This window comes from Acinetobacter sp. HA, from assembly GCF_000264725.1.
Classification (GTDB): Bacteria; Pseudomonadota; Gammaproteobacteria; order Pseudomonadales; family Moraxellaceae; genus Acinetobacter; species Acinetobacter schindleri.
On sequence record NZ_AJXD01000053.1, the window covers coordinates 1 to 11,598 of the forward strand.

Annotated in this window: 10 protein-coding genes, 1 other RNA gene and 1 pseudogene; 5 read left to right on the forward strand and 7 right to left on the reverse strand. The window is 40.4% G+C overall.

The window, feature by feature from the left end:
• Nucleotides 1–36 precede the first annotated feature (36 nt).
• The 5 genes from HADU_RS10395 to HADU_RS10415 all read right to left on the reverse strand — a co-directional run bounded on the left by HADU_RS10395 (nucleotide 37) and on the right by HADU_RS10415 (nucleotide 5,066).
• Nucleotides 37–627 (reverse strand): DUF4142 domain-containing protein, encoded by a 591-nt coding sequence (locus HADU_RS10395; protein ID WP_008305987.1) that lies wholly within the window; start codon nucleotides 625–627, stop codon nucleotides 37–39.
• Between the two features lie 370 nt (nucleotides 628–997).
• Nucleotides 998–1,240 carry a DUF378 domain-containing protein gene (locus HADU_RS10400; protein WP_004810720.1) on the reverse strand — a complete coding sequence of 81 codons (243 nt, stop codon included), beginning with the start codon at nucleotides 1,238–1,240 and terminating at the stop codon, nucleotides 998–1,000.
• 578 nt (nucleotides 1,241–1,818) lie between these two features.
• Nucleotides 1,819–2,775, reverse strand: a complete 957-nt coding sequence (locus tag HADU_RS10405; RefSeq protein WP_008305990.1) for a sensor domain-containing diguanylate cyclase — start codon at nucleotides 2,773–2,775, stop codon at nucleotides 1,819–1,821.
• Between the two features lie 211 nt (nucleotides 2,776–2,986).
• Nucleotides 2,987–4,321, reverse strand: coding sequence for a Xaa-Pro aminopeptidase (gene pepP / locus HADU_RS10410; protein ID WP_008305993.1), 1,335 nt, complete (start codon nucleotides 4,319–4,321; stop codon nucleotides 2,987–2,989).
• 109 nt (nucleotides 4,322–4,430) lie between these two features.
• A complete protein-coding gene (locus HADU_RS10415; RefSeq protein WP_008305994.1) occupies nucleotides 4,431–5,066 on the reverse strand; it encodes a UPF0149 family protein in 636 nt (211 codons plus the stop codon).
• Nucleotides 5,067–5,130: 64 nt separating this feature from the next.
• Between HADU_RS10415 and HADU_RS10420 the strand changes: the two genes are divergently transcribed.
• From HADU_RS10420 to ssrS, 3 genes are all read left to right on the forward strand, one after another.
• On the forward strand, nucleotides 5,131–5,688 hold the full coding sequence (locus HADU_RS10420) for a hypothetical protein (RefSeq protein WP_008305996.1): 558 nt from the start codon (nucleotides 5,131–5,133) through the stop codon (nucleotides 5,686–5,688).
• Nucleotides 5,685–5,972 (forward strand): cell division protein ZapA, encoded by a 288-nt coding sequence (locus tag HADU_RS10425; protein WP_004810731.1) that lies wholly within the window; start codon nucleotides 5,685–5,687, stop codon nucleotides 5,970–5,972. The genes HADU_RS10420 and HADU_RS10425 overlap by 4 nt, the downstream gene beginning before the upstream one ends.
• 97 nt (nucleotides 5,973–6,069) lie before the next feature.
• A non-coding RNA gene (ssrS, locus tag HADU_RS15350) (6S RNA) lies at nucleotides 6,070–6,254 on the forward strand.
• A gap of 95 nt (nucleotides 6,255–6,349) precedes the next feature.
• Here the strand turns inward: ssrS and HADU_RS10430 are convergent.
• Together HADU_RS10430 and HADU_RS10435 are read right to left on the reverse strand one after the other, a co-directional pair.
• A complete protein-coding gene (locus HADU_RS10430) occupies nucleotides 6,350–6,802 on the reverse strand; it encodes a hypothetical protein (protein WP_008305999.1) in 453 nt (150 codons plus the stop codon).
• A 69-nt stretch (nucleotides 6,803–6,871) separates the two neighbouring features.
• The gene (locus HADU_RS10435) at nucleotides 6,872–8,062 is read right to left on the reverse strand and encodes a YncE family protein (protein ID WP_227499355.1); all 1,191 of its coding nucleotides are present in this window, start codon (nucleotides 8,060–8,062) and stop codon (nucleotides 6,872–6,874) included.
• Between the two features lie 357 nt (nucleotides 8,063–8,419).
• Here HADU_RS10435 and HADU_RS10440 point away from each other — a divergent pair, with 357 nt between their 5' ends.
• Both HADU_RS10440 and lon read left to right on the forward strand, forming a co-directional pair.
• The gene (locus HADU_RS10440) at nucleotides 8,420–9,010 is read left to right on the forward strand and encodes a 5-formyltetrahydrofolate cyclo-ligase (protein WP_004810740.1); all 591 of its coding nucleotides are present in this window, start codon (nucleotides 8,420–8,422) and stop codon (nucleotides 9,008–9,010) included.
• Between the two features lie 142 nt (nucleotides 9,011–9,152).
• A pseudogene (gene lon / locus HADU_RS10445) lies at nucleotides 9,153–11,578 on the forward strand (endopeptidase La).
• The last annotated feature ends 20 nt before the right edge of the window (nucleotides 11,579–11,598 follow it).

An 11,598-nucleotide genomic window follows, 5' to 3' on the forward strand; every position in this document is an offset into this window, starting at 1 on the left:
AATGTCAGGCTTTTTTATAAAGTTTGTTAAGTCAGATTACTTCATTTTGGCAACAATATCTTCAGCCATTTTTAAGTGCTTGGCAACTGCGGTACGTGTTTGTGTCAACATATTTTTGAGTTCAGCATTTTTAGCATTCGGGATTAATTGTTTTTCAATCGTATTCAGTACTTTACGATGTACGTCAACCTGGCTGCTCATATAGTCTTTATCTGGTGTGGATGAGTTGCTCAGTTTTCTGACTACATTATCACTGTCTTTTTGCAAAGAGGTGCTAATACCACTCACTTGTGGGGTTAACTTCAAACTGCTTGCCAGTGTCTGGCCTTTCTTCTCATTTGCTGAATGTTCATTAATCATCATCTGAGCATACTTACGGGCTTCTTCTGTTTTCAGCTTCGGTAAAACAGTTCTTGCCTGTTTAATCTCACCATTATTGGCTGTGCTTACCACTTTAATCACTTGACTCTCTGTCAAATTCTGATGAGCATTCTGCATTGCTTTAGACTGATTCTTACTCTCGCTGGCAGACTGCTGATCCATAGCCATAGTTTGAGATGCAGCAAAACCTAATACTCCACTTACTGCAGCACATTTGATCATGTTCTTCATAGTCATCTTTTTCATCTAGGCATCCCTCAGGTTTGTTATTTAGATAAGCCTTAATAAAATAAATGAATTAAATTAATAACAGTGTAATATTTCATTAGCTTTATGAGCTAAATATATAAAATGGATATTAAATTAGGTAAAAAATTATTGACTAAAATCTTTTTAATTTAATTTCTTAAAACAAATCTCTGAAATCTCTATATAAAGACAAAATCCACAATATAAATATTATAAAATTAAATAATAGATTATCAGCAATAAATATACATCTGGTTATTATTTTTAAAATAAAAACGGAGCATAAGCTCCGTTTTTATTTAGCAGTCAACTCACTCTAACTACTTATTTTCTTTAACCTAATAATAAGTGAGTTTATACTGACTTATTAATGCATTGTTCGTGTATGAGCTTCATGATGGACATCATGACGGCCTAACTTAGTTGCGGTATAGATCAGGTAAATCGCTGATAGACCAACCAGGACATAAATAATTCGAGAAAGAGCGCTCTGCTCACCAAAGATTGCTGCGACCAAGTTAAAGTCGAATGCACCAACTAAGCCCCAATTCAGGCCACCAATAATGGCTAATGCATAGGCGATCCAGTCTAAAGTTCCAAGTCTTCTCATAATTTTTCTCCAAGCTAATGTTTGACTAATTCTCATCCAAAATTATGCAAGCTATAGTAAAATGAATATGTAGTCTTGATGCTAAAAGTCCCTATTCTGTGTTGATCTATGTTGAATAAATGTCATGTTATAAGCATTAAATTTTAATTGAGTTGGTTTTCTTTGAATTGTTCATATTTTACGTAAACCAAATCAGACTTAAGCTTTTAATATTTTATTAATAATATTTAATTTATTGATTTTAATATTTTTACTTGATTTAAAAACAACTAAAGAATATAAATCATTTCTTCTACATTCTGATTTAACATCCTACCACGACTGGAAAAATTGCTTGTTTAAAAGTATGAGCAATAAATTTCATTAGTTTAGGTTTTGATTTTCCGCTCAAAATATTTCCCTATGCAGTAATCAGATATTGAATATCTAAATCCAATAATTGATAAAAATAGATGAAAGGCAATTCTTGTGCTTTTTATCTGCGCAAAAGGATACTTTGATACTCTCTCTCAATAAATACACCTTAAGGAACGTTTCATGCAGACCATCAAACCTGGATGATTTGATCTTAACGATTTTTAGCTTATAAAATCATCTGCTTCCAGTTTCGCTTTTTTCTTATGTTCATACATATTCTTATCTGCCTCTATTAAGACCTGATGTAGATCTTTAGTCAGCTGACGGACTGCATAGCCGATTGCCACATGAATATTGGCAGCTGCAAATATTTCACTTAAACGATGATATAAAATCACTGCGTCTTCAGCTTTGGTCTCAGGACATAAAATCGTAAATTCATCCCCACCCATACGTGCAATCACATCATTAACACGCATATGTTCTACCAGTACATCTGAAGTACGCTGAATTAACTGGTCTCCTGCTTCGTGTCCAAACTGGTCATTCACCTGCTTTAAATCATTCAGGTCGATGCTAAATATTGCAGCTGGTAAGCCATAACGTTGACAGCGTCCCTCCTCAGCTTCTAACAGCTGATCCCAGGCGCGGCGATTATACAGTCCGGTTAAACTATCGGTGAGCGCTTCTACCTCATAACGTTCACGTAAACGTCTCTGTTTATTTTCCCGCAATTCACTTTGTAAAATTGAGCTCAATAAACTGCCTAAAAGCGAAATGAGTGCCGCATCTTTTAAAATATCTTCAGAATGGGGCTTATCATCAATAGCGCAAATTGTTCCAAAAATTGATCCATCTTCATTAAATAGTGGCTCACCAATATAAGATTTGATCGACAGTTTGTTATTTATCGGTGCTTTTGAATATAGTTCGATTTCGTTGGAACATGGCGCTATTTTAGGAGTTTTTCCCTGTACCATGTGATAGCAAAATGAATCCGCCCAACCGAATACTTCGCCTGGCTTAATATCATATTTTTGATTTTCTGCCTGGAGAATAATCCAATCATCATTTTCTACACGAGTGATCATCCATAAGCCAAAACCCAAATGCTGATGAAGATATTGAAGTACCTGCTTGCCCGCTTCTTCAAAATTATGAAATTTTATACTGTGCATGGAGAACACTCAGAATGATGAGTATTTGTAAATACTGGTTAGGGAGATTAAAAAAAGAATTATATAAGAATTGAATCAAAAAATATCCAGATTATTTCTAATAAAATCATTCAGTGAAAGATTAATTCATTATTTATTTGATTAGATTCATTTTATTTTAAAAAATAAAAAAGCTGGTCAAATGACCAGCTTTTTTCAAGCTATCGTATTTTTAAGCAGCATAAGCTTTTGCCATTAAGGCTTCAATATCTTCCACAGTTTTCACCACTTTGGCAGTTAATACTAATGGGCCATTTTGAGTCGCAACCACATCGTCCTCAATACGAATTCCGATGCCACGCCATTTTGGATCAACCGTTTCATCATCAGGTGCAATATACAGGCCCGGTTCTACAGTCACGACCATACCTTCTTCATAAGGACGCCATTCACCATTTGTCTTATAAGCCCCGACATCATGCACGTCCATGCCCAACCAGTGTCCAGTACCATGCATATAGAACTGGCGGAAACTTTCGGTTTCGATAATTTCCTCAATCTTGCCCTGCATAATCCCCAAGTCCAGCAAACCTTGAACCAGAATTCGCACTGCCACATTGTGTGGTTCTTTATGGGAGTTGCCGATCTGAACTGCATTGATCGCAGCAATCTGTGCATCAAGCACGATGTTATAAAGTGCTTTTTGTTCAGGACTGAATTTACCATTTACCGGGAAAGTACGGGTAATGTCGGATGCATAGAACTGATATTCGCAGGCTGCATCAATCAGCACCAGATCACCGTCTTTCAGTTCTTTGTCATTTTCCACATAGTGCAGGATGCAGGCATTTTCACCGCCACCGACAATACTGTTATAAGAAGGTACACAGCCATTTTTGCCAAATACATAGTTCAGCTCTGCTTCCAGTGCATATTCCATCATACCCGGACGTACAGTCTGCATCGCTCTGGTATGTGCTTCCGCAGAAATATCTGATGCGATCTGCATCAGTTCAATTTCATTGGCATCTTTATGCAGACGCATTTCATCAACAATACGGTCTAACTGAACGATTTGAGCAGGTGCAGATTTTCCTCGACGGCTTTCACCACTGGCTTGTGCAATCCATTTCGCGACACGCGCATCAAACTCTGCACTATGGCCGACCCGGTAGAATAATTTGTCCTTGTTTTGCAATTTTTCCAGAATTTCTTCATCAAGTAAATCAATCGCATAAGCTTCATCTGCCTCATAGTCATCGACAGCACCATCCACTCCGGCACGATAACCATTCCAGATTTCCATCTCACGGTCACGTTCACGACAGAATAGACTGTAGGTATAACCTTCTTCTTCGCTGTCAAAGGTTTCGATCACAGCCACAGCTTCTGGTTCAGCAAAGCCCGTCAAATAAAAGAAACTGCTATCGGCACGATATTTATAGTCAGCATCACGGTTACGCAGGGCCACTGGGCTGGTGGCGATAATGGCAATACTGCGTAGTCCCATTTCCCCAGCGAGGATATCACGACGTTCCTGAAATTCTGCTTGTGTCAGTTTCTTCATTGGTCCTTACTTCTTATATCAATGCTGTTTTTGAATATGATTTGATACCGGAATAAGCCAGAGAATGACTGGACTTATTTCGGTTTTTCTAAAGCTAAATAGCTATAGTTCAGCTTGGGCGATGTGGTGAGAAAATCTCAACTACAGATTGTGCCTGAGCTGGGTCCGTAGACTTAGTTTTTACTTTAGCTGTAAAACGTTTCAACAGTGGCGTTTCCTCCACTTCAACTTTTTTACGACCCACAGATAAACTCACTGGAATCAGACGTACAAATTCGTACAACTCCAGATAGCTTTCCTCACCTTCAGCATCGTCGTCAGAATCTTCAAATTCAACTGCTGCAACATCTTGTAAATGTTCAATCAGTTCCATTTCATCATCACGAATATGGCCTGTTGCCAGACCAAAACCAAGCACTACACCGGCACACCAGTCTGCCAATGCCTGCACACGTTCTGCCAGGCTATGCTCGTCATCTGGAAGTAATGGAAGATAATCCAGCTCATCTTCAGAAAGTGAGTGGAATACGTCTTCTGCTTCACCTGTTAGTAATTCCAATGCTTCAGCATCAAGCTCAGGGACATCTAAAGTTTCCAGAATCTGTAACCATTCTTCGCTACTCGGCGCCTGGGTCACACAAACAATACCGGTAAGCAAACCATGAAGTTCGCTTGGGCTGGAAATTTCCTCAATTGAAGAAAAATTGCGGTGCCAATCTGACCAACCTGAAATATCGTCTTGCATTCGTTTATCCAATCTCTATACTGCTTATATATTACCTTTGTTTGCAATACTGTGCGACCTCGATATGTTAGAAGAATTACAGCGTCTACAAGTGCATATTGGCGTTTTAAAAACGCGCCTTGCACATCTGGAGAGCGAAAACTCCAGCCTGCGTGAAGAACAGGATTCCTCCCTGAGTCAGCATCAAGCCGAAATCATTCAAAAAAACAGCATTATTAGCCAAAAACAACAAGAAAATGACAGTTTAACTGAACAGTTAGCTGAATCTCGCTCGCAATATCAACAGCTTAATAATGATGCAACTGCACTTGCAGACCGGTATGGCCGTCTGGAAAAAAGCTGCACCGATCTGAAAAACCGTTTTCAGGAAATTCTGGCTGAGCGTAATGAACTGCGTGCTTTGAAAGAAAAGCTGCTGAATGAACAGCAACAGGCGCGTCAGGAAATTCAGCGCCTGCATCAGGAAACTGAGCGTCTGACCCAGAAGAATGAACATGCTAAAGCCAAGGTTGAAGCGATTATCCAGCGTCTGGCAATTCTGGGCACAGCTCAAGATCATCATGCACAGGAAATTCAGCAATTGGCCCATCCGACTGAAACGACTGAGGAAGCGTCAACATGAGCGAACAGATTGCTATTGATTTAAGAGTAATTGGCCACAGTTTCCGTCTGGCCTCCACAGCAGATCAACGCGAAGAACTTGAACGTGCAGCGCAACTATTGAATGACAAATACGATGAATTTCGCCGCAAAGCGCCTCGTATGGAACCAAGCAAACTGGTGATTATGGTAGCGCTAGAACTGATGCAGGAAGTATTGAGCATGAATAAATCACTGCAACAATATGCCCACTGCGAACGTTTGTTACAAACTATTTTAGAAGAAGTTGAAGAACTGACTGAATAAGCAGACTTTTTGTTTAAACTTCATTCGATCAATGGTCAAGTTTACAGTTCCAACACAGCATAGAGTTGCCACATAAACTTTATCGTTTATACTAAGTCTAACTCTGGGATGTTCGCCAGCGGGTCTATTCCCCTGCCGATACTTAAACTTATGGATTGCGTTCTGTATATTTAGAGTGTATGCCCACCTTCGAGTGGGAAACCCAGCAAGTATACGTCGCGTCCACCTTGAACTCATCGGGTTCAGGGTAACGACACATGCAGCGGCATCTTCGGAGTGTTTTATTTTCTAAGAATAAGAATATGAGCAGCTCAATTCTTGGCAGCATTCTAAAAACATTTTAATTTTCAAAATTTAATCTTATTTAATACCATCTTTTATTCAATCAGCTTAATTTCACGAGCCAATTCACTCTCCATTTCAGGTAACACTTTTTGTAAAAATTGAATGGTCGCGGTTGCCTCTTGTACAGAAATCACTTTTACCTTTACCAGCTGTCGCTGCATTTCCAGAATTCTACTTACTTCTCTTAGATCTGGTTTTCTGCCTTGGCTGAGATGATTTGAAATGTCTGCCAATTGCATATAGAGATCATCACGCTTCTGTATGATTTGCTGATTCTGTTGTGCAATTTTCTGCTCATTTTCAAGCATAGGAGTTGGATCAGGTAGCTGTGACTCTTGCTGGATCAAGACAGGCTGTTCATCCAAACTCGAGTGTTCTGCTTTTGCAATACTGTCTTCATCTTTCATTAAAAGAAGCATCAGTGCTAAACCACTGAAGAAGATCATTGCAATACCGATGATCATATTTTTATTGTTATTCAGCATTTCGCGTTTATCCTAAAAATTCATATTAAAACAGCAGAGAGATTCTCTACTGTTTTAACACTTTTATTTTTATAGGGTAGACCAGTCTTTAGGTGCATAACCAATACGAACCCGTTGCGGATGATTGCCTACAGGCACGCTCATCACTTTATTGCCTGTAGCAAAATCAATCACTGTCACTACATCTGTTTCACTTTCAGAAATGACACAGTTTTTGCCATCTGGGCTTAGGGTAGCCCAATATGGTTTACCGGCTGGAATTAAAGGACCGGCTGTTAAGGTTTTACGATTCACAATGGTGGCGTAGTTATCCATCATCCCTGCAACACAGAGTTTTTCACCATCGCCACTAATTGAAAGTCCGTGGTGGCGGGAATCATTGACCCATTTGGTACGATCACTTGGAATAGTACTGCTGCCTGGCAGCTGACCGATACGGGTAATTTTGTCCTGATTTAGGTCATATTCAATCAGACCATTAAAAAAAGAGACCTGCGCATAGATTTTGCTTTCATCCTTACTCAAAACCATTGGACGAACTGAATTGGACAAATCTTTACGCCCAAATTTATCTAAAGCTGGCCGGAAATCAATTTTCTTTAAAACCTTAAAAGTATTTGCATCGGCAATAGTGATAAAACGTTTACCCTTAGTAAAGTCCTGCCATTGGGCATCCATGGATGTTTCGACATTACCGATTGCAGAATTCAGGATTTTATTTCCACCATTAAAGTAGATATTTTCATGGGGTTTATCCCCTGTCGCGAAGCGTCCTAATTCTTTGCCCGTATTGATATCCAGGACATGTACCACATTGCCCGAAGATGCAGAAACAGCCACGTGCTGTCCATCCGGTGAAACTGCCATATGGTCTGCCCGGAAGCCTTCGACTGGTGTACGCCAGTTAATTTTGCCAGTTTTAATATTAATTGATACCACATCGGCGAAACTTGGACGTGAAGCCACAACAGACTGACCGTCTGGTGTGGAATACATATCATCCACCAGCTGATCATTACCTTCCCCTGCCGTCGCCTGGATATAGGTATAAGCAATCAATTTGATTGGATTAAGATGGATCTCAAGTAAGCGCTCTTTGCGATCCGGAATCATATTAATCACCCCGACTTTACCAAAATCACCTGATGGACGGATCACCGTGACTGTACCATCCCAGTTATTACCGACAAAAAAAACCTGTTGTGTACTCGGTGGTGCGGGCAAGTTAGGCACTGCAGCATAGCTTAATCCTACCAGCATGCTACCGAGACCAAAAAATAGTTGTGTAAACCGTGTCAATGGCTTGATTTTCTTATTCATATCATTCAATCCTGAATTGTTTTTATATTATTCTTAAGTTGAGTTTTAGCTCTTCAACCAGGCAAAACTTCAAGCTGTTCCAATATACAAAGGTATTTGGATTGTTGGGGAAGTTTCCGATAAATAAATTAATTCTATGTATATTAATAAAATATTTTTCAATACCCGAATAGCTGTGAAAATTTTTAGTCATCACCTGCTTTTACTCAAAATTTATTTTCTTTAGGTCTTCTTTTTTACTTTTTTCTTTTCCTGCCTTAGACTTATGCTCAGCACCATCTAAAGTTCAGATAATTTATGTATACGACCGTTCAGGAACTTCGAAAAAAAATCCGCCAAGCCCGTCGTCGTATTTCCCGATTTGAACAAAAAAAATCCGCCCAGCAGGTGCTAAATCTGCTTAGATCAAATCCTCAATTTATTCACTCACAGCATGTTGGTCTTTACTTAGATGCTTTTGGTGAAATTCGTACTCAGCAAATTATTGAATATTGTTTCTCTATCGGTAAAAAAGTCTATTTGCCAGTGATCTGTAACATGAATCAGCGATTAGAATGGGTACGGATTAACAAACACCTATACCGAAACAAGCGTTTTTTCCATCATCGTTTAGGCATGCGTGAACCTATGCAAAGTCGTGGTTTGCATGTATCAAAACTTGATTTATTAATTATGCCGTTATTGATCTGTGACTATCGAGGTACCCGGATCGGAATGGGTGGTGGGTATTATGACCGTACCTTGGCGACAGCGTATAAGAAACCCTATCGTCTTGGTTTGGCACATGATTTACAGCTTGTAGAAACATCATTACCCCGGGAAAAATGGGATCAGCCTGTAGATGCACTTTTAACTCCTACACGCTTGCTACATTTTAAGCGTTTGTAAATCAATTCATTGACTAAGTTACTTTTAAATCAAATAATTAGTCAATAATTATACAATTTCATCTGAACGACCCTTGTAATTTTAAAAATACCCATCACTATAAAATACATGGCAACATCGTTGTCACTCATTAGGAGTGCCCATGTCTGAAATTATTATGAATGAAGAAAGCTTTGAGCCTCAGGTTCCAAGTGTATTACCACTTTTAGCGTTACGTGATGTAGTGGTATATCCACACATGCAAATCGCGCTATTTGTCGGTCGTGAAAAATCGATCAATGCAGTTGATGTGGCTCGTAACAGTGACAATCTGGTATTTGTGGTTGCGCAAAAAGATTCGCTTACAGAAGAAATTGATCACGACAACTTATATCAATACGGTACTGTCGCGAAGATTGTGCAGGTTGTGAATCATGAAAATGATGAAAACTGTATCAAGGTACTCATCGAAGGCCTTTATCGTGCCAAATTAACTAAAATCATTGATGACACTGATTATCTGACTGCTGAACATGAGCTTAGTCCGATCACTGTCAAGATGGACAATGACACTCAGGATACCCGTGTAGAGGAACTGCGTGCGTTATTTGCCCAGTATGCAGAAGCGAAGTTACGTAATGCACGTGAACTGATTGCAGCTGCAATAAAATTGAAGACTTGCTTCAGTTATTGTTCTTCGTGGCAACTCGAGTGCCGCTGAACATCGAAATCAAGCAAAAATTCCTTGAGCACGATGAGTTTGAAGCGCATCTGGCTGAACTAATGACTTATTTACTGCAACAGTCTGAAGAACAGCAGATTGAGCAAACCCTGCATGATTCAGTCAAACGCCAAATGGAAAAGAATCAGCGTGAATATTTCCTGAATGAAAAAATGAAGGTGATTCAACGCGAACTTTCTGACCTGAATGGTGGTGCAGAAGATGATGTCGCTGAGATTGAAAAACGTCTGGCTGAAGCAGACCTGCCTGAGCACGTACGTAAAAAAGCGGAAGCTGAGTTCCGCAAGCTGAAAGCCATGCAACCTGCATCAAGTGAAGCTGCGGTTGTTCGCAACTATCTTGAAGTGATCCTAGATACACCTTGGAACAAAGCGAGCAAAGTCAGCATTAACCTGAACAAGGCTCAGGAAATTCTGGATGCTGATCATTATGGTCTGGATGATGTCAAAGATCGTATTGTGGAATATCTGGCAGTTCAGTCACGTGTGAAAAAACTGCGTGGCCCGATTCTATGTCTAGTAGGTCCTCCGGGTGTAGGTAAAACCTCTCTGGGTGAATCTGTTGCCAAAGCAACTGGTCGTGAATTCGTGCGTATGGCCCTAGGTGGTGTACGTGATGAAGCTGAGATCCGTGGTCACCGTCGTACTTATATCGGTGCGATGCCAGGTAAAATTGTGCAGTCTTTAACCAAAGTTGGTGTAAAAAACCCACTGTTCTTGCTTGATGAAATCGACAAGATGGCTCAGGACTACCGTGGTGACCCTGCTTCTGCACTGCTTGAAGTACTAGATCCATCACAAAACAGTAAGTTCAACGATCATTACCTGGATCTGGATCTGGATCTGTCTGAAGTGATGTTCATCTGTACTGCGAACAGCATGAATATTCCGGAAGCTTTGCTTGACCGTATGGAAGTGATTCGTCTACCGGGTTATACCGAAGATGAAAAAGTCAATATTGCTGAACGCTATCTTGTTCCGAAAGCAATCAAGAACAATGGTTTACGCAGCAAAGAATTGACCATTCATGAAGAGGCGATTCGCGACATCGTACAGCGTTATACCCGCGAAGCTGGTGTGCGTAGCCTGGAACGTGAAGTTTCTAAAATTGCCCGTAAGGTAGTTAAAGAAGCGGTGAGCAAGAAAGCGAAAAATCTTCAGCTTGAAGTGAATTCGAACAACTTGCCAGAGTACCTGGGTCCTCACAAATTCGATTTCGGCATGGCTGAAGAAGAACCAGAAGTGGGTCGCGTAAATGGTCTGGCTTGGACTTCGGTTGGTGGTGAGTTACTGACAATTGAAGTAGCAGCGGTTCCGGGTAAAGGTAAATTCATTACTACCGGTTCTCTCGGTGATGTGATGAAAGAATCGATTACCGCCGCGATGACCGTAGTACGTACGCGTGCAGCTGAATTGGGTATCGAAGCTTCCCGCTTTGAAGAAACCGATGTACACGTACATTTACCTGAAGGTGCGACACCGAAAGACGGTCCATCTGCTGGTCTGGCACTAACCACTGCTCTCGTGTCTGCATTCACAGGTATTACGATTCGTCCTGATATCGCGATGACCGGTGAAACCAGCTTACGTGGTCGTGCGATGCGTATCGGTGGTCTGAAGGAAAAACTGCTTGCTGCTCACCGTGGTGGGATCAAGCTGGTATTCATTCCGCAAGACAACGTACGTGACTTGGCTGAAATTCCTGAAAATGTGAAAGAAGGTCTGGAAATCAAAGCCGTGAAATCAATCGATGAGATTTTACCATTGGCACTTACCTCTATGCCGAAAGCATTGGTAAAAACCCCAATTGTAAAAGCGACTGATGAATCTAAAGCCGCACGTCACTAAGTGATCTGCTCATAAAAAAA

Coding starts and splice junctions, on each gene's coding strand:
- HADU_RS10440 (WP_004810740.1), top strand. CDS start 8,420: ATGTATACGACCGTTCAGGAACTTCGAAAAAAAATCCGCCAAGCCCGT.
- HADU_RS10405 (WP_008305990.1), bottom strand. CDS start 2,775: ATGCACAGTATAAAATTTCATAATTTTGAAGAAGCGGGCAAGCAGGTA.
- HADU_RS10395 (WP_008305987.1), bottom strand. CDS start 627: ATGAAAAAGATGACTATGAAGAACATGATCAAATGTGCTGCAGTAAGT.
- HADU_RS10415 (WP_008305994.1), bottom strand. CDS start 5,066: ATGCAAGACGATATTTCAGGTTGGTCAGATTGGCACCGCAATTTTTCT.
- HADU_RS10435 (WP_227499355.1), bottom strand. CDS start 8,062: ATGCTGGTAGGATTAAGCTATGCTGCAGTGCCTAACTTGCCCGCACCA.
- pepP (WP_008305993.1), bottom strand. CDS start 4,321: ATGAAGAAACTGACACAAGCAGAATTTCAGGAACGTCGTGATATCCTC.
- HADU_RS10425 (WP_004810731.1), top strand. CDS start 5,685: ATGAGCGAACAGATTGCTATTGATTTAAGAGTAATTGGCCACAGTTTC.
- HADU_RS10420 (WP_008305996.1), top strand. CDS start 5,131: ATGTTAGAAGAATTACAGCGTCTACAAGTGCATATTGGCGTTTTAAAA.
- HADU_RS10430 (WP_008305999.1), bottom strand. CDS start 6,802: ATGCTGAATAACAATAAAAATATGATCATCGGTATTGCAATGATCTTC.
- HADU_RS10400 (WP_004810720.1), bottom strand. CDS start 1,240: ATGAGAAGACTTGGAACTTTAGACTGGATCGCCTATGCATTAGCCATT.